Below are 21,366 nucleotides of genomic sequence, written 5' to 3'. Positions count from 1 at the left end.
ATTGGTTGGGCAATGTCCCAATCACCTGATACGGCATTAACAGCCAAAGCATTATCAATGGCATTTGAATCGCGTGGCAGACCTAAAGGCGTGATGTTTCACTCTGATCAAGGCTGTCACTATACCAGTAAAAAGTACCGCCAATTATTATGGCGATACCAAATAAAGCAAAGCATGAGTCGTCGTGGTAATTGTTGGGATAATGCGCCAATGGAACGATTTTTTAGAAGTTTTAAATCGGAATGGATGCCAACAGTAGGTTATAAATCTTTTAATGAAGCGAAATCTGCTGTGGTTAATTACATTACTGGATATTACAGCAAAGTCAGGCCTCACAGTTATAATGGTGAATTAACACCGAATGAGTCTGAGCGAAGATATTGGAAAACTTACAAACGCGTGGCCAATATTACTTGACCACTTCACTACAAACCCTTTGATTACTTTCAAATACACTAAATGCAAAAAACCCGTTAACCTTTCGATTAACGGGTTTTTCTAAATGTGGCGGTGAGATAGAGATTTGAACTCTAGGAGGGCTACAAACCCTCGCCGGTTTTCAAGACCGGTGCTTTCGACCACTCAGCCATCTCACCTGAAGTTAACAAATAAGCGGGTAAAACAATGCTTGCTTGAGAACGAGGCGAATATTAAAGTCTCTCCAATGGCTTGTAAAGCACTATTTTAGTATTTATGCTTGTTTTAAGTTTGTTTGCTAAAAAAACAACCAGCTTGCTTTGTTTTTCAGCAATTTAATTAACATCAAAGAAGGAATGCCCCAATGACAGCTGAAAATACCTGCCGTTGCCCTTGGTTAGACACAACGAAGGTAGACTATGTTAAATACCATGATGAAGAATGGGGGGTTCCTGTTCTTGATGATGATAAGATGTTTGAATACCTTGTACTTGAATCAGCCCAAGCGGGTTTAAGTTGGTATACCATATTAAAGCGACGTGATGGCTACAGAAAAGCCTTTGCTAACTTTGATGTTAATAAAGTCGCTTTATTTACTTTGGCGGATGAAAAACGTCTAGTACTCGATGCCAGTATTATTCGCCACAAGGGTAAAATTGCCGCCACCGTTAATAACGCTAAATGTTTTATTGCCATACAAAAGGAATTTGGTAGTTTTATTAACTACATTTGGGCATTTGTCGGTAACAAGGTACAAGTCAGTGATTTACAACAATTGAGTGATTATCCGGCCACCTCCCCTATTTCAGATAATTTAAGTAAGGATTTAAAAAAACGGGGCTTCAAATTTGTCGGTTCAACCACGCTATATGCTCATCTACAAGCCTCAGGTTTGATTAACGATCACAGTAATGACTGTAAAAGAAAACAAGAAATTATCGACAGTTATCAAACTTTAGGACTAGACTGGCAACAGTGTTAACTAACGCCCTTTTGTTTAGCACATTAAACAATGCATAGGTAAAAGAGTTATCCTTTGTTACAAAAGAAAACAAAATATTGCCACGTTTAAACAAAGCAAAGCATAGTATTTTAAAAATCACCATGCCATAATATGTCATAAGGCAGCAAGTTAGCGTAAGTCGGTTATACAGTTATATCAATAATAAAAACTTGAACTTATCTAAAATGACCTTATCTTAGCTTATAACAAGTAAATAGAATTAAATTCTTAAGGAAGTTTTATGCAATCTAATATGAGTTTTCAAACAGCGAGTCAAAGTACGGCGCTAGAAATTAATAAAGTATTGAAAAATACTTATATGTTGTTATCAATGACACTAGCGTTCAGTGCCGTAACAGCTGGCATTTCAATGGCGATGAACCTCCCATCCGGTGCTGCCCTTATCATGATGTTAGTAGCTTTTGGTTTAATGTTTGTGGTCAATAAAAAAGCAGATTCTGCCAGTGGCATTTATTGGATTTTTGCTTTCACCGGTTTAATGGGTGCCTCTTTAGGGCCAATGTTAAGTTCTTACGCAGCAATGCCAGGTGGTGGCGCGCTAATTATGCAGGCTCTTGGCGGCACAGCATTAATATTTTTTGCGCTTTCAGGTTATGCACTAACCAGTAAAAAAGACTTCTCATTTATGGGCGGCTTCTTAATGGTCGGTATGATTGTGGCATTAGTGGCAATGGTCGCTAATTTCTTCTTTCAAATTCCAGCGCTTTCTTTAGCGATTAGTGCAGCAATCATTATGATTATGTCGGGCTTAATCTTAATGGATACCAGCCGTATTATTAATGGTGGTGAGCGTAACTACATTCGTGCCACTATTTCTTTATACTTAAGCATCTATAACATTTTTGTCCACTTACTTATGTTATTAGGCGTATTAGGCAACGATGATTAGTTAACACTAAAAATTTAGCTAAAAAAGCTTTATAATCATTTATAATAAAAGCCTCGCAATTGCGGGGCTTTTTTTTGACTTATTTTTTTATGATGGATGTGTTGTGAAAACTCTTGCTGTAGTAATAACTACTCCCCCCTATAGCCACCTAACGATTACCGCATTAACGTATGTCGAGGCAGCATTAGTCGCGGGCATCAACGTTATTGGCGTGTTCTTTTACCAAGATGGCGTAATGCATGCCAATGAAGATATTAGCATTGCTAGTGATGAATACCAGGCTATTGAACACTGGCAACGACTGCAAAAACAGTATCAATTACCACTACATATTTGCATTACCGCGGCCGAAAAGCGTGGTATTGCTTGTGATGCCATAGATAATGACAAAATAAATAAAGCCTTTACCGTCTCAGGTTTAGGTGAATTAGTTGAGTTAACAACAAAAGCATCGCGCTTGGTACAATTTTAATGACCCAAAAAGAGCAAAAATCATCCGGAGCATCGCCACAAGAAAGTGTTCTGGCAATCATTAACAGTAAAGCGCCTTTTAGTAGTAGCCATGGTAAAGATGCCCTTGATGTCGCGTTAATTTTTGCTTCATTTGAACAAAAGGTTTCGTTATTCTTTCAAGGTGATGGTGTTTATCAACTGATGGATAAGCAAGACGGCAGCTTGCTTGGCATGAAAGATTATTTAAAAACGTTTTCGGCTTTTGAGTTCTATGATATTGAGGATATTTACGTTTGCCAGCAGTCATTAGTTAATCGTCAACTCGGTGAAGATTTTCATATTGATAATGTACAAGTATTATCGAGTATCGAATTTGGTTTAGCGCTTAACCGCCACCAACACGTGCTAAGGTTTTAGGCTTTATATTTAAGGCCTTTTATTTAAGGAAATGAACATGAGTACTTTACATTTAATACGACAATCAGCTTTTACTAGCAATGACTTCGCACAATGTTTAAGTGTGCTAGACCATCAAGACTCCGTAGTATTGATGGATGATGGCTGTTATAACCTTAAACACTCGTTGATGGATAGCTTAATAAAACGAGTAGGTGGTTCGGTTAATATCAATATTATCGCCAGTCATGCACAGGCGAGAGCCATTGAAATCATAACAGCGGTCAACACTATTGAAATTAGCGATGTTGTTGAATTAACCTTTACCCATAATAAAGTAATCACATGGCAATAGTATTAATTTTTCAAGACAAAATTATTCCCACAGATAAACACGGTTATTTACTTGATCATCTGTTGTGGCAAAGAGAATTAGCCTTGGTAATGGCAAATCATGATGATTTTGAGCTAACAGATGCCCATTGGGAAGTGATTAACTTTGTCAGAGAGTTTTATCTCACCTATAACACCTCCCCTGCTATTCGAGCACTCACCAAAGCGATGAAAGCAGAGTTTGGTGCAGAGAAGGCCAGCAGTCGTTATTTGTATAAGTTGTTTCCTGAGGGGCCCGCTAAACAAGCAACAAAATATGCAGGATTACCTAAACCTGCTCGTTGTATTTAAGCAACACCTAGTTTGACAAACACCCTTGGTAAGTCAGGGCCATAAGATAAAGGCTTTACACCTTAATATTGACTTGAAAACCACTATTGCCTATTGGCGCGGGCACATTATTTATATTTGCTGATTGAATAAGCTGTAATACCATTTGTCCCTCTAATTCTTGCTGGCTTTTAGCTACTGCTGCAGTGAGAAATTCAGCACCAAAGTTAGATTGCGCAGCAACAGAATTATTTTGACCTAAGCTGATAGACATAAATCCCCCTTGTGTATTAATTAGCAATAAACATTTATCGGCCGACCGCTGAAAAACATAAGTATTAAGTGAGTTTTTATTACCAGCCACTAAAAAACAACGACTACTAAAATAAAAAAGCGCCTATTATTATATAACATGCGCTTTTTTTTGATCACTTATGTTTATTAAGTGAATTTATTTATGCGGTAAGCTAGGTACCGTAATTCCTGACATTTCAAGCATAACTTGCAATACTTGACAGCTATAACCAAACTCATTGTCATACCAAATGTATAATACCGCACGATCACCCTCAACAATTGTTGCTTGTGAATCAACAACACCCGCATAACGTGAGCCAACTAAATCGCTAGAAACGATTTCGGTCGAAGCGGTATAATCAATTTGGTTTTGTAAAGGAGAGTTCAATGAAATATTACGTAAGTAATCATTTAACGCTGCTTTATCGGTAGCTTTCTTTAAATTCAAGTTTAAGATTGCCATTGAAACATTAGGCGTTGGTACCCGAATTGCGTTACCTGTTAATAAACCTTTCAGCTCAGGTAATGCTTTAGCCACCGCTTTAGCTGCACCCGTAGTGCTGATAACCATATTTAATGGCGCACTGCGACCACGACGTGGTGCTGGATGGTAATTATCAATCAAGTTTTGATCGTTGGTATATGAGTGGATAGTTTCCACATGGCCATTACGAATACCGTATTCATCATTAATCGCTTTTAATACTGGGGTAATCGCATTAGTTGTACAACTAGCAGCAGAAATAATTTTATCTGAAGCTAATATCATATCGTGGTTAACACCATAAACGATGTTTTTAATATCGCCTTTAGCCGGTGCTGTTAGTAATACTTTACCAACACCTTTAGATTTAAGATGTTGACCTAAACCTTCTTCATCCGTCCAGATACCGGTATTATCAACAACTAAGGCGTTATTAATACCATATGCAGTGTAATCGATTTCAGCCGGTGAATTGGCATAAATCACTTTGATAAAGGCACCGTTGGCTTTAATGACATTATTTTCTTTATCAATAGTAATGCTGCCATTAAAAGCACCATGAACGGAATCACGACGGAGTAAACTCGCACGTTTTTCTAGATCATCGCCGCCTTTACTGGGACGTAAAACGATAGCACGAAGGTTTAGTGTCGCATTTGGGCCGGCACGCTCAATTAATAAACGCGCTAACAAGCGACCAATTCGACCAAAACCATAAAGCACTACGTCTTGGCTTTTTTGACCGGTGTTTTCACGACTTTCTACTGATAACTCTTTCTCTAAGTATTGTTCAATCGATAGGTCATTGGCTTTACCAAGGTATAAATATCTATAGGCTAGTTTACCGACATCAATGCGAGCAGGTGCTAGTTCCATTTTGCTAATGGCTTCAACAAAAGGGAAACTTTCACGTAAACGTAATTTGCTTGCTTCATGTAGAGCAACAGACTTATGTGCTTTAATAATATCAATAGGAGACGCATTTAATAACTGGCGACCGTACACTGAAATTTCAATGCCTTTATTACGATACAACTGTCCAATAAGGGGTTGCATATTTTCTGCGAACGTTTGACGCTCTTGCCAGCTTGCTTGATATTTTTCCTCAAGATGAGAAGTCATTACTTAAACCTTTTATTTCAGTCAATTAAACAATAGGCTATTATCATGGTGTTCTAGAATCGATAATAGCTAGTTGGGTTATACTCACGGGCGTATTGTAATTCAGTATGAATTATTTCTCTACCGGTTACAAAAATCTTTTTGGTGTTTTTATGATTACTTTTCGAAAAATAATACAGTTACGATTTCCCTTGGTTAGCAAATGCTGGCCCCTCATTTTAGTGCTAACTCTTAATGCCTGTGACAGCAGTGTTACCTTGATGCAATTGTGTAAGGAAAATGAAGAGATATGTAATGATTTTGGCCAAGATAGCTGGTGTAAAACCCAACGAAACCAAGTCACTTTTGCACGAATTAATGTCAAAGATAAAAACCTTGATGTTGATAAATACAGCTTACTTGTTGCTTATGAGGGGTATATTAAATGTATGTCACTGGCTTCTCAAATCCAACACATCAAATTAAAAGAAAAAACCACGCTCAGAAAAGATAATTTAATAACAGCTCAAGCGAATTTATCATTACTAACCGAACAAAGTGTTCAGACTAAGCACCCACACCTGCTTTATTATCACTGGTCCCGGGAAGGAAATACCTTGGCCCTAGCCGAGTTTTTAAAACTAGAAGGCACACCGATACTTGAAAACTCAACGGCACAACTGCATTTAGCCACCTATTATATAAAACGAGACCGCAATAAAACCTTGGGCTTGTTATACCGTGCACTTGAACTTCATCAACCTGGCACTGAACTGCCTGCTGAAATATTACAGACCCTAGCCACGATATTCACGCAGAAGAAGCAATATAAGCAAGCATATATATGGTTACGGACATACCAGCTATTACAAGATAAGCCCGACCAGAGGATAGAAGCTAACCTTAAGAACTATCAACAAGCTAAAAGCTTAGATGCAAAGTTTCTTGATAAAGTCGCGCGCACTACCTTAGCTAAAATTACCGCAGGACAATTTACTAGCCCAAGTTATTAATCAGAGTAAAACACATGGTTAAGGGGGCAGCGATAGTGCTATATACGACTAAGCAGCATTGCTGTTACCGCTTATTTAGGCTGAAAGTTTAAGCTAAGTGAGTTAACGCAATAGCGTTTACCCGTAGGTTTAGGGCCATCGTCAAAGACATGCCCAAGATGAGATAAACAGTTTTTGCACTGAATCTCTACCCGTTGCATGCCATTTGAGCTATCCGTTTTATATAGCACTTGTATTTCAATACTGGCAAAGAAGCTAGGCCAGCCACAGCCGGTATCAAACTTGCTTTCACTGGTAAATAAAGCTTGCTCACAGCAGGCACAATGATATATGCCCTGCTGCCAGTGATCATTATAAATACCACTAAAGGGCTGTTCAGTAGCCGCTAACCGACATACTTTATAAGCATCATCGGTGAGTTTATTTTTATAATCATCATTATTTGTCATAATTTGAACCCTTAGCTATCAACAACGACAGTTTCTCTGTCCTTGGTTGACCACTGCACATGATATTTTTTACCCGGCGTTTTATCAATTCGCTCAAAAGTATGAGCACCAAAAAAATCTCGCTGAGCTTGCAACAAATTAGCGGGTAATGTTTCACATCGCATTGAATCATAATAAGCAAGTGAAGAGGACAAGGCCCCTATAGGTACACCCTGCATAGTTGCAAAACATATCGCTTTGCGCCAGTTTAATTGTCGCTCATTTAGTTGCTTAATAAAGAAATCATCTAGCATTAAATTATCTAAATGCTCATTTTTCTGATAAGCATTTGTTATCGACTGCAAGAATGCGGCTCGAATGATGCAACCCGCACGCCAAATTTTAGCAATACTGGCAAAATCTAAGGTCCAACCATGCTCTTTTCCGGCAAGTTTCATTAACTGGAAACCTTGGGCATAAGCACAAATTTTAGCGCAGTACATGGCATCATGTAATTGCTCAATAATTTCTTGCTGCTCTGCTGCAGGTAAAGCTGTCTGTTGTGGACCCGTGAGCAATTCTGATGCCTGAGTTCGTAGCTCTTTAAATGATGAAATAGAGCGAGCATAAACCGCTTGAGCTATAGTCGGTGCTGGACAACCCAATTCTAAGCTACTCATTGCCGTCCAAAGCCCAGTGCCTTTTTGCCCCGCTTTATCTAGAATCAACTCAACCAAGGGAGTATTAGTATCCTTAGTTTTATGGCGTAATACTTCGACCGATATTTCCAATAAATAACTGTCTAATGGACCCTTATTCCACTGGGCAAATATATCAGCAATTTCATCGCACGTTAAACGTAACGCCGATTTTAATACGTGATAGGCTTCACAAATTATTTGCATATCCGCATATTCAATACCGTTGTGCACCATTTTAACGTAATGGCCTGCTCCCGCTGGACCAATATAGGTAGCACAAGGCTCACCATCAGTGATAACTTGCCCAGGTTGAGTACGCTCGATAGGTTTACCCGTTTTCTTATCAACTTTAGCGGCAATAGCTTCCCAAATTGGTTTAACACGAGCCCAAGCATAAGGAGAGCCACTTGGCATTAATGATGGACCAAAACGTGCGCCAACTTCGCCCCCGGATACTGCCGAAGAAAACAACAAGAAATTACTATTGTACTTTTTTTCTCTAGCAACGGTATCAAGCCATAAGCTGTTACCGGTATCAATAATGATATCGTCTGGCTGAATACCCGCACCAATAAGGTTTTCACAGATTTGGTCAACCGGATCCCCCGCAGGAACACTTAAGACAATGAGGTGAGGAGCTTTAAGTTGCGACAATAATTCAGTATAAGAGGAGCAGCCATACACACGTGGAGTGCCGGTAGTGTTCTCAATTTCATCTTGAGCAATAAGGGCTTGAACCTTTTCATCACTTAAATCAAATGCTGCAATATTGTAGCCATTATCCGCTAAATTAAGCACCAGATTTTTACCCATAACACCTAGGCCAATAAAGCCAATGTCACACAAAATTTTATCTTGTGTCATAAATATTTTTCCTCTGTCAAATAAGGTCGGGAGTCTTGGCTCGCAACTATTCTTCAAAATTTTGCGCATTCTATCATGCTATTTCTAAAGTATTGTACAAAATACGCAATTAATTAAGCTGTAAATACAAAGTTTTGTAATTAAAACAAAACAACAGACTAAATATGAAATATTAAGTCATAAAAGCTATGTTTAGCTTGTAATAATCTAAAAATGGTGTAATTTTACTACATAATGAAGTTAAGAGGTTCTCCATGAAAATTAAAGTTGGTATTAATGGTTTTGGCCGTATTGGCCGTTTTGTATTTAGAGCAGCCGCAGTACGTGATGACATTGAAATTGTTGGTATCAACGATTTGATGGATATCGAATACATGGCCTATATGTTGAAATATGATTCAACTCATGGCCGTTTTCAGGGTACTGTTGATGTAATTGACGGGCAGTTAGTGGTAAATGATAAAGTAATTCGTGTCACCGCTGAGCGTAACCCTGAAGATTTAAAATGGAATGAAATTGATGTAGATGTTGTTGTTGAATCTACTGGTTTATTCCTAACCGATGAAACAGCGCGCAAACACATTACTGCCGGTGCCAAGCAAGTGGTCTTAAGTGCACCGTCAAAAGATGATACCCCTATGTTTGTTTGTGGTGTTAACTTAGACACCTATAACGGGCAAGATATTGTTTCAAATGCCTCTTGTACCACTAACTGTTTAGCGCCTATCGCTAAAGTATTGAATGATAATTGGGGCATCGAACATGGCCTAATGACCACAGTACATGCGACAACCGCGACGCAAAAAACAGTAGATAGCCCTTCGGCTAAAGATTGGCGCGGTGGTCGTGGTGCTAGTCAAAATATCATCCCGTCATCAACGGGTGCGGCAAAAGCGGTTGGTAAAGTTATTCCTGAGTTAAATGGTAAGTTAACCGGTATGGCATTTCGTGTACCAACCCCGAATGTATCGGTAGTTGATTTAACGGTTAACTTGAAAAAACCAGCCACTTACGCAGAAATTTGTCAAGCCATGAGTGCGGCTGCAGAAGGTGAGCTAAAAGGTATTTTAGATTACACTGAAGATGCAGTGGTATCGAATGATTTTATCGGTGCAACCTGTACGTCAATATTTGATGCCACAGCAGGTATTTCTTTAACCGATACCTTTGTTAAAGTTATTGCTTGGTACGATAATGAAATTGGTTATTCAAACAAGGTACTCGATTTAGTTGCCTTTATACACCAATACGAAAAATAAACGCCGGTGAAATAAACACTCTGGTATAAAAAAGCTAGGTAATTCATTGATCTAGCTTTTTTTGTCTTGTTTTTATAAAATATTATAAAAAATCTGCATTATTAATACAGAAAATAACGTTATACCATTTTCATTAAGTTTGTGATCTTGTTGTGCTTAGTGGAAGTGGAATTGGTATTAACTTATGGACGCATTAATTTGTTGTAAGACAAGTTGCGGATCTTTTGCTTTAGTAATGGGGCGTCCGATCACCAAATAGTCGACACCCACATTCATTGCTTGCTCTGGAGTCATAATCCGCTGTTGATCATCTTGCGCCGAGCCTGCCGGTCTTATGCCAGGGGTTATCAATTTAAATTCTTTGCCTAAATCCAATTTTAATTGCTCAGCTTCCCATGCAGAACAAACAACACCATTCAAACCACTTTGCTTGGCTAGATTCGCTAAAAAACTCACTTGCTCTGCGGGAGATTTAGTAATGCCTAAACCACGCAGGTCTTCCTCGCTCATACTTGTTAATACGGTGACCGCTATTAATAACGGCGCATCTTTGCCGTAATGATCTAATGCCTGCTTAGCTTTAGTCATCATTTGGCTACCACCACTAGCATGAACATTCACCATCCAGACACCTAAATCAGCAGCTGCGGTAACAGCTTTTGCCACAGTATTAGGAATATCATGAAATTTTAAATCGAGAAATACATCAAAGCCCTTCCCTGTCAGTTGCTTGACAAACTCAGGACCAAAGTAGGTAAACATTTCTTTACCGACTTTCAAACGAGCATCTGTGGGTTGAATCTTATCAACAAATGATAACGCAGCTTCTTTTTTATCAAAGTCTAGCGCGACTACTACTTTTGGATCGTTCATGATTTTTCCTTTGTGTTCTTTACTTAAGACCTTCAATTAATTCCTGAAGGTCTAGTTTGTTGCTAACTTTTAATATTACTAACAGAAAATTAATAAACTGGATATTCAAAGCGAGTTTCTTCAATATTGAGAAAAGAGCACGGAGCTGACGAATGTCAGTGAGTACTTTTGACAATAATATTGTTGAAAGTAGCAACGAAGATGCTGTTTATTCGCCTTCGAGCCCGCGGAACGGTTTCAATTGCTCCCACTCATGACATGATGGACATGACCAATAATGAATCTGGCTATTAAAGCCACAAGTACGGCAGCTATATCTGTGTTTAATTTTCAAATATTCACTGATCAATTCTTTAATTAAATCTAAGCCGGTATTGCTGACAGGCCCATCTGTCGATGTCATTTGCATATTGACGAAGTGTTCAAAGCCACGGATAGTCGGTCTGCGCTTTAACGCTGACACAATAAATTCTAATGCTTTTTTCTTACCATGCTTTTGCTCTACATAGCTAAGGTAGCAGATTAACGCCCCTGAGCTTGCCGTTTCATCATAAACCATTTTAATAAAGCTATAGAATTCTTCCAGAGCATCTAAGCGAGTATAACAAGCTAACATGGGGTCAATAACATCAGGAAAAAACTCATTATCTTGATGATAAATAGCTTGATAACACTTGGCAGCTAACTCACATTGCTGATGACTCTCATAAATTTTTGCCATCAGCCAATTTGCGCGACATGAATTGGGATCGAGTAACAGTGCTTGCTCTAGTAATTCAATCACTTCAATAAATTTATCTTGTTCAAAAGCTGTGGTCGCTAATTCACAATAGAAATTAGCTAAGGTATGCAATAAGCGTTTATCTTTATGTTTTACGATTAATTTTTTTCTATCTATACCATGTTGCCAATCTTTTGTTGATTGAAAAATTTTCAATAAATACGATAACGATTTTGCCCCATAATCTTTCGACTTTAATAATTTGGTAAACATAGTTTCCGCACGATCATACAAACCAGCGCTTAAAAAATCTTTACCTAACTCAAAGACCGCTTGTTGTTTATCTTTAGTCGGTAAGTGATTTAACCTAACTAGATGCTCATGGACTTTTAATGCGCGGTCTAACTCACCACGTTTACGAAATAAATTGGCCATAGCAAAATGTGCTTCAACACTGTCATCTTCAACCTTTAACGCATCGAGCAGTGAATCAATGGCTTTATCTTGCTGGTTCGAGAGTAAGTAATTTAAGCCGGTAGAGTATTTTATCGATAGATCTTGTTTTGCCGTTTGCTGGTTTTGTTTGATGCTATTACGGCCCATAAACCAGCCATAAGCCATGGCAACGGGTAATAATAAAAAGAGTAATTCAATCATTAGAGCTCTTGAGACAGGTGGTATAAAGAATGAGGAAGTCTAGTGTTAAGTCAGATGACACTAGACTTCCTGAGATTTATTTTTAGCGAATGCTTTTTTACTTTTTCGTACAATACGCCAAAGAATAGTAACTAATAAACCTAAGAAAAAACCTAGGCCGGTAAATAAACTCACCGCGGCAGCCACAGTTAATTCTGTACGCGCAATTAAATAGTTTAAGGTCAGTAATTGCTCGTTTTGGCTACCAAAAATAAATGCTACGGTAAGTAAAGCTAAGATAAAAAAGAGTGTTGTATATAATCGCACTTTCATTGGCCTTGTTAAATTTTGCAAAAAAAAACGGCATGGTTAACATGCCGTTTATTATCTAATTTTTTAGTTAGCTTTGCAATTTATGCTACCGAAAGATTAACTCTTTCACGTAACTCTTTTCCTGGCTTAAAGTGAGGCACGTATTTCCCGCTTAACTCAACCGATTCACCAGTCTTTGGATTTCTACCAACTCTAGGTGCGCGATAATGCAATGAAAAACTACCAAAACCTCGAATTTCAATGCGCTCACCTTTTGATAAAGATTGCGCCATTAATTCTAAGATTTCTTTAATCGATTTTTCCACGTCTTTCGCGGATAAATGACTTAATTTATCGGCTAATTTTTCAATAAGTTCTGACTTAGTCATACTCGACCTCTAAGTATTTACCTAGCACCGCGCAACTTTACTTATCATAAAAAGTTGGCTCCGCCGATGGCGTTTAAAATAAGAAAAGAGTATCACCACACTAGTGATAAATACTCCTTTCACTTGCTGTAATAATTACAGCACCATTGCAAAGTAAAACTATTTCCGTTTAAGGAATATTAGTTTTTAGCATTTTTAAACGCTGCAGCCATAGCACTTAAACCACTTTCTTCAACTTGGTTTAGGTTGTCCATTGCTTCACGTTCGTCAGCTTGATCTTTTGCTTTGATAGATAAGCTAATAGTACGGTTCTTACGATCCACACCCATAAACTTAGCTTCAACGTCGTCACCAACTTTAATTACGGTAGAAGCATCTTCGATACGCTCTACAGAAATGTCGCTAACACGTAGGTAACCTTCAACACTTTCAGCTAACTCAATGGTTGCGCCTTTAGCATCAACTGCTGTTACCTTACCAGTAACAATAGCACCTTTTTTCTTATCTGTCAGATACATATTGAACGGGTCGTCTTCAGCTTGTTTAACACCTAACGAGATACGCTCACGTTCTGGGTCAACTTGTAGAACGATAGCATCGATTTCATCACCTTTCTTATAATCACGAACGGCTTCTTCACCACCAGCCCATGAAATATCAGATAAGTGAACTAAACCATCAATGCCGCCGTCAAGACCGATGAAGATACCAAAGTCAGTGATTGACTTGATCTTACCTGATACTTTATCACCTTTGTTGAAGTTTTTAGCAAACTCTTCCCAAGGGTTAGCAATACACTGTTTAAGACCTAGAGAAATACGACGACGTTCTTCGTCAATTTCTAATACTAGCACTTCAACTGTGTCACCTAAGCTAACAACTTTAGATGGGTGGATATTTTTGTTAGTCCAATCCATTTCAGAAACGTGAACTAAACCTTCAACGCCTTCTTGGATTTCAACAAAACAACCGTAGTCAGTTAAGTTAGTTACGCGACCAGAAAGTTTAGAACCTTCTGGGTAACGGTTAGCAATTGCTACCCATGGATCTTCGCCTAACTGCTTCATACCTAGAGATACACGGGTACGCTCACGGTCAAATTTCAATACTTTAACTTGAATTTCATCGCCAACATTTACGATTTCACTTGGGTGCTTAACACGTTTCCAAGCCATATCTGTGATATGTAATAAACCATCAATGCCGCCTAAATCAACAAATGCACCGTAATCAGTAAGGTTCTTAACGATACCTTTAACTTCTTGGCCTTCCGCTAATGATTCAAGTAATTCATCACGTTCTGCACTGCCTTCAGCTTCAATAACAGCACGACGTGAAACAACTACGTTATTACGCTTTTGATCAAGCTTAATAACTTTGAATTCTAATTCTTTACCTTCAAGGTGAGCAGTGTCACGTACTGGACGAACATCTACTAATGAACCTGGTAAGAAAGCACGAATGTTGCTAACTTCAACAGTGAAACCACCTTTAACTTTACCGTTGATAACACCGATAACAGTTTCTTTTTCTTCGTATGCTTTTTCAAGCACTTGCCATGCTTCGTGACGTTTCGCTTTTTCACGAGAAAGAATCGTTTCACCGAAACCATCATCAGTTGCATCTAGGGCTACGTCAATTTCATCACCAACAACTACTTCAAGTTCACCAGCAGCATTTTTAAATTGATCAATTGAGATAACACTCTCAGATTTAAGGCCAGCATCAACAATAACATTGTCTTTGTTAATGGCTACGATTGTACCCTTGATAATTGAACCAGGGCGTGTTTCGATTTCTTTTAAACTTTCTTCAAAAAGTTCCGCAAAATTTTCCATCATAACTTGTAATAACTCAGCTATTAATCCAGTCAACGTCATTGTTTCATGGGGTGGTTAAGTATGCCCAGTGCATCCATACAGTAGGCTTTCAAATAAAAGTTCTTTAATGCTAGCAGGTATTAATGATTAAGCTAGCTTAAAGCTGGTTGTTTTACGTTAACTTGCCATTGGCAAACGACAGGATTTTATTAACCACTTCCGTAATGGAAATATCAGTAGAATCAATCATTAACGCACCCTCTGCGGGGATAAGCGGAGCAACTTCACGATTTTGATCTCGCTCATCACGCTGACGTATATCATCCAAAAGGCGGCCGATTTTAACATCAAAGCCCTTTTCTTTCAACTGATTAAATCGTCTTTGCGCGCGTTCTTCTGCGCTGGCAGTTAAAAATATTTTCACTTCAGCTTGCGGGAAAACGACTGTGCCCATATCTCGGCCATCGGCAACTAAGCCAGGACTAACACTAAAAGCGCGTTGTCTGCGTAACAATGCCTCTCTAACACGAGGAAAGGCAGCCACTTTTGAAGCTAACTCACCGATTTCTTCGGTACGAATAATATCGGTAACATTCTCGCCTTCTAAAATAACGGTTCCTTCACCTTGATTATTAATTTCAAATTGCACATCTAAGTGGGCAGCCATAGGGATAAGCGGCTCTTCATCATCTAAGGAGAGTTGATGATGCTGAATTGCCACCGCTAAGACACGGTAAATAGCACCACTATCGAGCAGATGCCAGCCCAATTGATCCGCTACTATCCTAGCAACGGTCCCCTTACCTGCACCACTTGGACCATCAATGGTAATAATGGGGAATTTTTCATTCATATAGTTTTCCTTTCTTTACGCCACAGTACGTTATTCATTTTAAAGCATTATAAACAATTTAACGCGACAACACTCTGTTGATTTGTAACATTATCACCCTAACTTACGCTTGAGTAATGGATAAACCAACTTCATTAGCTAAACTAACAAAATTAGGAAAAGAGGTGGCTACATTATCACAATCTAAAATAGTAATACTACCGGTTGCTCTTAATGAACTAATAGCAAATGACATAGCGATTCGGTGATCATCATGACTATGAATCGTACCTGAACCGATTTCACCACCAGTAATGTCAATACCATCGGCAAAAACAGTACACTCTATACCAAGTTCAATAAGGCCGTCAGCCATGGCCTGTATACGATCACTTTCTTTTACTCTTAACTCTTCTGCGCCGCGTAATCTCGTTGTACCATTAGCACAGGCTGCGGCAATAAATATTGCTGGAAATTCATCGATAGCGAGCGGCACATCACGTTCACTAATATCTATGCCCTGTAATTTCGATGCTTTAACAACAATATCAGCAACGGGCTCACCTCCAGCCATGCGTTCATTGATAATGGTTAAATTACCTTGCATAGCTTTTAAAATATTTATAGCACCGATGCGGGTTGGGTTCATGCCTACATTACGTATGGTGATCTCACCCGACTTGGCAATAAGTCCTGCCACCATAAAGAAGGTTGCTGAAGAAATGTCGCCTGGTACTTGAATATCACAAGCGGTCAGCTCATGGCCACCTTCAATAGAAATACGTGTTTTTTGTTCGTCTCCGTCAATATTTTTTTCAACGGTAACTGGGTAACCAAAAGCGGTTAACATACGCTCGGTATGATCTCGGGTAATACCAGGCTCTGTTACAGTTGTTGTGCCCTCTGCATACATGCCAGCAAGTAAAATACATGATTTAACTTGTGCACTAGCCATAGGTAAAAGGTAATCTATAGCCTTAAGCTTACCACTAGATCCGTGGCAATGAACCGGTGGTGTGCCATCTTCACGTGCACTTATATTAGCCGCCATTAATTGTAATGGCTCAACGACACGTGCCATAGGGCGTGTATTTAAGGAGACATCACCGGCCATAGAAGAACTAAACTGCTGCCCAGCTAAGATGCCCGAAAGCAAACGAATAGAGGTACCTGAGTTGCCAATATCAAGCTGTTCTTTCGGCTGTGATAAGCCATGTAAGCCTTTACCGTGAACAGTCACATTATGATCGCTATCTGGCCCTTCAATTTCTATGCCCATCGCTTTAAAGCAATTCATAGTCGCTAAACAATCTTGTCCTGGTAAAAAGCCTTTAATATGGGTAGTACCATTGGCTAATGAACCAAACATGATTGAGCGATGAGAAACTGATTTATCGCCAGGTACTATAATATCACCTGAAACGCTATGACCAGGGCGAGTAGTAAAGGTTAACGCCTTTTTTGCTTGAGACATGGATATTCCAACTATTAATAATATTGTTCTAGAAAGTGTTAAAAATCATTTTTATTTGTTTTATTGTTAAGTAAGAGCCACTAACTTTTATTTTCTTGCTCAAACTTTGCCATAAAGGTAACAAGGGCTTGCACACCTGCCAGTGGCATGGCGTTATAAATGCTTGCCCGCATACCGCCAACCATTCTATGGCCTTCTAGCGCCATTAAACCCGCAGCCTCAGATTCACTTAAAAACTTACTATTTAAGCTGTCATCTTTAAGCCAAAAAGGAATATTCATCTTGCTACGATACTGACTTTCTATGTGATTAAGGTAGAAGTCACTTTTATCGATAGCTTGATACAATAGCTCAGCTTTAACTTGATTTACTTTAGCCATTGCCTTTACCCCGCCTAACTCTTTGAGCCACTGAAAGACCAGACCGGCAAGATACCAAGCATACGTTGGCGGCGTGTTATACATAGAATTATGATCGGCAGATGTTTTATAATTCATAATACATGGCGTTGCTATTTGTGCATGACCAAGTAAATCTTCTCGAATAATCACAATGGTTAAACCGGATGGACCAATATTTTTTTGTGCCCCCGCGTAAATTAAACCAAACTTACTGACATCCACTTCATGGGATAAAATAGTTGATGACATATCAGCAACTAAAGGCACACCATGGGTTTCTGGAATCGTATTAATTTCAAGACCATTAACGGTTTCATTGGGACAGTAATGGACATAAGCAGCATCGGGATTGAGTGGCCAGTCTGAACTGGCTAAAAGGCTTGAGCTAATATCATTGTCTTGGATGATATTAATGGTATTAATATCACCGAAGTTTTTTGCTTCAACAGCCGCCGCTTTTGACCACGAGCCTGAGACAATGTAATCCGCAGACTTACCCTGAGGCAACAAGTTAAGTGGTACCGCAGAAAATTGTCCTCGTCCGCCACCATGGCAAAACAATACTTGGTAATTATCAGGAATAGACATCAACTCACGCAAGTCTGCTTCTGCTTTTTCAGCCATAGCGATATAAATACCACTACGGTGACTTAGTTCCATTACAGAGCTACCAGTGTCTTGCCAATTAACAAACTCTTGCTGTGCTTTTGCCATTACCGCTGTCGGTAACATAGCTGGGCCAGCACAAAAATTAAATACTTCAGACATTATCCTTCCCACTATTTAAAATACTATTTAAAATACTATTTAAAATACTATTTAAAATAGTATTTCACTAATAAAATCACATTAAAAAAGGCGGTGATTAGCCGCCCTTTTAAATTTTACTACAACAATTATTCTTGCTTGTCGTCTTGTGTGCTATCTGTACTATCCTGCTCAGCGCTATGCTCTGGGCTGTTTTCGGAATTGGGCTCGGCACTTGTTTCAACTATATCGTCACCCTCAGCAACGTCTTCAACTGGTTCGGGCTCCTCAATTTCGTCAATACGTTGTAGTGCAACCACATGTTCATCCTCTGCAGTACGAATCAGTCGTACCCCTTGAGTATTACGGCCAATAACACTAACCTCATTGACGCGAGTCCGTACTAAGGTGCCGTTATCGGTAATGAGCATGATCTCATCAAGTTCTTCAACTTGCACCGCGCCAACAACTTTACCATTACGTTCACTGACTTTAATAGAAACAACACCTTTCGTTGCTCTACTTTTCGCTGGATATTCTGCTAATTCAGTACGCTTACCAAAACCATTTTCGGTAATGGTTAGAATGGCACCATTATTTTTCGGCACAATAAGCGAAACAACTTTTTGATCACCGTCAAGTCGAATACCACGAACACCTGTACCTGTACGACCAATGGAGCGTAAGGCTAGTATTTCTTCGCCAGTTTCAGGGTCAATTTTAACTTCACCTGTTTCGCTATCACGAGCTTTTTCATTGAAACGCACAACTTTACCTGCATCAGAGAAAAGCATTATATCGTTTTCACCGTTAGTAATATCGACACCAATTAAGGTATCGTCATCACGCAAATTCAAAGCAATGATGCCATTGGCACGTTGATTTGAATAAGCCTTCAATGGCGTTTTCTTAACGGTGCCCGAAGCAGTGGCCATAATGATAAATTTATCATCTTCATATTCACGTACGGGTAAAATAGCAGTAATACGTTCATTACTTTCTAATGGTAAGATGTTTACAATCGGTCTACCTCTGGCAGTACGACTTGCTAACGGTAATTGGTAAACTTTCAACCAATATAATTTACCACGATCTGAGAAACATAAGATGGTGTCATGGGTATTCGCCACTAATAAACGTTCGATGAAGTCTTCTTCCTTCATCTTAGTTGCCGCTTTGCCTTTACCACCACGACGCTGAGCTTCGTAATCACTTAATATTTGGTACTTAACATAACCTTCGTGTGATAAGGTCACGACAACATCTTCTTCAGTGATTAAATCTTCTAACGATAAATCAAGGGAAGCATCCGTGATTTCAGTTCGACGCTCATCGCCAAATTCTTCACGAATAGCAATAAGCTCTTCACAAATAATTTCCATTAAACGTGCTGGCGTAGTCAAAATATGCAGTAATTCCGCAATTATCTCTAATAGCGTTTTGTACTCGCTTAAAATCTTTTCGTGTTCCATGCCAGATAATTTATATAACTGCAAGTCCACGATGGCTTTTGCTTGTTCTGCGGTCAAATAATATAAACCATCACGAATACCGTATTCTGCTTCTAACCACTCAGGGCGTGCGGCATCATTGCCTGACGCGCTAAGCATATCGGCTACTGCACCTAATGCCCACCCTTGGGCAATAAGTTTTTCTTCGGAATCTTTTCTATTGTTTGAATTTTTAATTAATTCAATGATCGGGTCAATATTTATTAAGGCAATCGATAAGCCTTCTAAGATATGAGCACGCTCGCGTGCTTTCTTTAATTCAAAAATAGTTCTGCGGGTTACCACTTCACGACGATGTAAAACAAACTCTTCAAGCATTTCTTTAATGTTAAATAGTTTTGGTTGACAGTTAGTTAATGCCACCATATTAAAACCAAAAGAAATCTGCATTTGTGTCAGCTTGTATAAATTGTTTAAAACAACTTCACCGACTTCACCACGCTTAATTTCGATAACCATCCGCATGCCGTCTTTATCTGACTCATCACGTAGTGCAGAAACACCTTCTAGACGTTTATCTTTCACCAATTCTGCCATTTTTTCAATAAGGCGAGCTTTATTTACTTGGTAAGGTAATTCATGAACAATAATGGTTTCTTTACCCGTAGTTTCATGCACTTCAATGCTGGCACGCGCACGAATCTTTATTTTACCTCGACCTGTACGGTATGCTTCTTCGATACCCGCACGACCGCTGATAATACCCGCTGTTGGAAAGTCAGGGCCTGGGATATATTCCAATAACTGTTCAAAAGATATTTCACTGTTTTCAATAAGCGCTAAACAGCCATTGATGACTTCAGTCAAATTATGCGGAGGAATATTGGTCGCCATACCCACAGCAATACCCGAACTACCATTGACTAATAAATTAGGTATGCGAGTTGGCATAACCACAGGAATAAATTCAGTGCCATCATAGTTAGGCACAAAATCAACGGTTTCTTTATCTAAGTCAGCTAAAATAGAATGGGCGATTTTAGACATACGGATTTCGGTATAACGCATTGCCGCGGCACTATCACCATCAACAGAACCAAAGTTACCCTGCCCGTCTATAAGCATGTAACGTAATGAAAATGGTTGCGCCATACGAACGATGGTATCGTAAACAGCCGTATCACCATGGGGGTGATATTTACCAATAACATCACCAACCACACGGGCTGATTTCTTATACGGTTTGTTCCAATCATTACCTAAGACATCCATGGCAAATAATACCCGGCGATGTACAGGTTTTAAGCCATCACGAACATCAGGCAATGCACGCCCAACTATTACGCTCATGGCATAATCTAAATAGGAGGTTTTTAGTTCATCTTCAATATTAACTGGAACTATTTGTTTGGCCAGATCGGACATAAATCGATGGTATCCCTTAACTAATTCTTTTGTTTAACAGCATCTCTAATATAGCTAGGCTAAATAAGCATCTTGAAAAACGGTATTTTAAAGATTTTATTGTTATCTAATAGACACTAATAATAGTAATCAACGCAGCATACTAGCATAAAAATGTTTGATGCCATACCGCTTTATTTAAAGCATTTTTAAGGGGTTATAATCAGTTTAAAAAAGCAACAAAATAGCCTTGATTTGATCTATACCCTTTGTTTGAAAATAACTTTGGTTTAGAATGAAATAATTAAAATTTAACT

At 38.9% G+C, this 21,366-nt stretch carries 22 protein-coding genes and 1 tRNA gene; 9 read left to right on the top strand and 14 right to left on the bottom strand.

The window, feature by feature from the left end:
- Window positions 1–417: DDE-type integrase/transposase/recombinase (locus tag ASU03_RS07005; protein WP_157465840.1), on the top strand; the 417-nt coding region annotated here is incomplete at its 5' end.
- 88 nt (window positions 418–505) lie between these two features.
- Here ASU03_RS07005 and ASU03_RS07000 read toward each other — a convergent pair.
- Window positions 506–596: transfer RNA gene (locus tag ASU03_RS07000), tRNA-Ser, on the bottom strand.
- A 185-nt stretch (window positions 597–781) separates the two neighbouring features.
- On the opposite strand from ASU03_RS07000, the gene ASU03_RS06995 reads away from it, so the two are divergent.
- From ASU03_RS06995 to ASU03_RS06970, 6 genes are all read left to right on the top strand, one after another.
- Complete coding sequence (locus ASU03_RS06995; RefSeq protein WP_057831157.1) at window positions 782–1,399, top strand: DNA-3-methyladenine glycosylase I; 618 nt, start codon at window positions 782–784, stop codon at window positions 1,397–1,399.
- 262 nt (window positions 1,400–1,661) lie between these two features.
- Window positions 1,662–2,330 (top strand): Bax inhibitor-1/YccA family protein, encoded by a 669-nt coding sequence (locus tag ASU03_RS06990; RefSeq protein WP_197411213.1) that lies wholly within the window; start codon window positions 1,662–1,664, stop codon window positions 2,328–2,330.
- Between the two features lie 103 nt (window positions 2,331–2,433).
- The gene (tusD, locus tag ASU03_RS06985) at window positions 2,434–2,802 is read left to right on the top strand and encodes a sulfurtransferase complex subunit TusD (RefSeq protein ID WP_057831156.1); all 369 of its coding nucleotides are present in this window, start codon (window positions 2,434–2,436) and stop codon (window positions 2,800–2,802) included.
- Window positions 2,802–3,200 carry a sulfurtransferase complex subunit TusC gene (tusC, locus tag ASU03_RS06980; RefSeq protein ID WP_057831155.1) on the top strand — a complete coding sequence of 133 codons (399 nt, stop codon included), beginning with the start codon at window positions 2,802–2,804 and terminating at the stop codon, window positions 3,198–3,200. The genes tusD and tusC overlap by 1 nt, the downstream gene beginning before the upstream one ends.
- A 37-nt stretch (window positions 3,201–3,237) precedes the next feature.
- A complete protein-coding gene (gene tusB, locus ASU03_RS06975) occupies window positions 3,238–3,534 on the top strand; it encodes a sulfurtransferase complex subunit TusB (RefSeq protein ID WP_057831154.1) in 297 nt (98 codons plus the stop codon).
- On the top strand, window positions 3,525–3,863 hold the full coding sequence (locus ASU03_RS06970; RefSeq protein ID WP_057831153.1) for a TusE/DsrC/DsvC family sulfur relay protein: 339 nt from the start codon (window positions 3,525–3,527) through the stop codon (window positions 3,861–3,863). The genes tusB and ASU03_RS06970 overlap by 10 nt, the downstream gene beginning before the upstream one ends.
- A 55-nt stretch (window positions 3,864–3,918) precedes the next feature.
- Here ASU03_RS06970 and ASU03_RS06965 read toward each other — a convergent pair whose 3' ends face one another.
- A complete protein-coding gene (locus ASU03_RS06965) occupies window positions 3,919–4,116 on the bottom strand; it encodes a hypothetical protein (protein ID WP_057831169.1) in 198 nt (65 codons plus the stop codon).
- A 177-nt stretch (window positions 4,117–4,293) separates the two neighbouring features.
- Window positions 4,294–5,745: a glyceraldehyde-3-phosphate dehydrogenase gene (locus tag ASU03_RS06960; RefSeq protein ID WP_057831152.1), complete on the bottom strand. Its 1,452-nt coding sequence runs from the start codon at window positions 5,743–5,745 to the stop codon at window positions 4,294–4,296.
- Between the two features lie 152 nt (window positions 5,746–5,897).
- Here ASU03_RS06960 and ASU03_RS06955 point away from each other — a divergent pair, with 152 nt between their 5' ends.
- Window positions 5,898–6,737, top strand: a complete 840-nt coding sequence (locus tag ASU03_RS06955) for a DUF2989 domain-containing protein (protein ID WP_057831151.1) — start codon at window positions 5,898–5,900, stop codon at window positions 6,735–6,737.
- A 71-nt stretch (window positions 6,738–6,808) separates the two neighbouring features.
- Here ASU03_RS06955 and msrB read toward each other — a convergent pair whose 3' ends face one another.
- Both msrB and gndA read right to left on the bottom strand, forming a co-directional pair.
- Entirely contained in the window at window positions 6,809–7,186 is a 378-nt protein-coding gene (gene msrB / locus ASU03_RS06950) for a peptide-methionine (R)-S-oxide reductase MsrB (RefSeq protein WP_057831150.1), read from the bottom strand.
- A gap of 11 nt (window positions 7,187–7,197) precedes the next feature.
- A complete protein-coding gene (gene gndA / locus ASU03_RS06945) occupies window positions 7,198–8,730 on the bottom strand; it encodes an NADP-dependent phosphogluconate dehydrogenase (RefSeq protein ID WP_057831149.1) in 1,533 nt (510 codons plus the stop codon).
- A 254-nt stretch (window positions 8,731–8,984) separates the two neighbouring features.
- On the opposite strand from gndA, the gene gap reads away from it, so the two are divergent.
- Window positions 8,985–9,989, top strand: a complete 1,005-nt coding sequence (gene gap / locus ASU03_RS06940) for a type I glyceraldehyde-3-phosphate dehydrogenase (RefSeq protein ID WP_057831148.1) — start codon at window positions 8,985–8,987, stop codon at window positions 9,987–9,989.
- Window positions 9,990–10,166: 177 nt separating this feature from the next.
- On the opposite strand, the gene pyrF is transcribed toward gap, so the two are convergent.
- The 9 genes from pyrF to gyrA all read right to left on the bottom strand — a co-directional run bounded on the left by pyrF (window position 10,167) and on the right by gyrA (window position 21,070).
- On the bottom strand, window positions 10,167–10,862 hold the full coding sequence (gene pyrF / locus ASU03_RS06935) for an orotidine-5'-phosphate decarboxylase (RefSeq protein WP_057831147.1): 696 nt from the start codon (window positions 10,860–10,862) through the stop codon (window positions 10,167–10,169).
- A 208-nt stretch (window positions 10,863–11,070) separates the two neighbouring features.
- Window positions 11,071–12,240: a lipopolysaccharide assembly protein LapB gene (gene lapB / locus ASU03_RS06930; RefSeq protein WP_057831146.1), complete on the bottom strand. Its 1,170-nt coding sequence runs from the start codon at window positions 12,238–12,240 to the stop codon at window positions 11,071–11,073.
- Between the two features lie 60 nt (window positions 12,241–12,300).
- Window positions 12,301–12,552 (bottom strand): lipopolysaccharide assembly protein LapA domain-containing protein, encoded by a 252-nt coding sequence (locus tag ASU03_RS06925; protein WP_057831145.1) that lies wholly within the window; start codon window positions 12,550–12,552, stop codon window positions 12,301–12,303.
- Window positions 12,553–12,632: 80 nt separating this feature from the next.
- On the bottom strand, window positions 12,633–12,920 hold the full coding sequence (gene ihfB, locus ASU03_RS06920) for an integration host factor subunit beta (protein ID WP_057831144.1): 288 nt from the start codon (window positions 12,918–12,920) through the stop codon (window positions 12,633–12,635).
- Window positions 12,921–13,099: 179 nt separating this feature from the next.
- Window positions 13,100–14,761, bottom strand: a complete 1,662-nt coding sequence (gene rpsA, locus ASU03_RS06915) for a 30S ribosomal protein S1 (RefSeq protein WP_157465844.1) — start codon at window positions 14,759–14,761, stop codon at window positions 13,100–13,102.
- A gap of 151 nt (window positions 14,762–14,912) precedes the next feature.
- Complete coding sequence (gene cmk, locus ASU03_RS06910) at window positions 14,913–15,593, bottom strand: (d)CMP kinase (protein WP_057831142.1); 681 nt, start codon at window positions 15,591–15,593, stop codon at window positions 14,913–14,915.
- Between the two features lie 103 nt (window positions 15,594–15,696).
- Window positions 15,697–17,046: a 3-phosphoshikimate 1-carboxyvinyltransferase gene (aroA, locus tag ASU03_RS06905; RefSeq protein WP_057831141.1), complete on the bottom strand. Its 1,350-nt coding sequence runs from the start codon at window positions 17,044–17,046 to the stop codon at window positions 15,697–15,699.
- An 80-nt stretch (window positions 17,047–17,126) separates the two neighbouring features.
- Window positions 17,127–18,215 carry a 3-phosphoserine/phosphohydroxythreonine transaminase gene (gene serC / locus ASU03_RS06900; protein WP_057831140.1) on the bottom strand — a complete coding sequence of 363 codons (1,089 nt, stop codon included), beginning with the start codon at window positions 18,213–18,215 and terminating at the stop codon, window positions 17,127–17,129.
- Window positions 18,216–18,343: 128 nt separating this feature from the next.
- Window positions 18,344–21,070: a DNA topoisomerase (ATP-hydrolyzing) subunit A gene (gyrA, locus tag ASU03_RS06895; RefSeq protein WP_057831139.1), complete on the bottom strand. Its 2,727-nt coding sequence runs from the start codon at window positions 21,068–21,070 to the stop codon at window positions 18,344–18,346.
- Between the last annotated feature and the right edge of the window lie 296 nt (window positions 21,071–21,366).

Origin of the sequence: Colwellia sp. TT2012 (genome assembly GCF_001440345.1) — a bacterium.
Classification (GTDB): Bacteria; Pseudomonadota; Gammaproteobacteria; order Enterobacterales; family Alteromonadaceae; genus Colwellia.
Note: the sequence above shows the minus strand (reverse complement) of the source record. Positions and strands in the feature narration are given on the sequence as shown.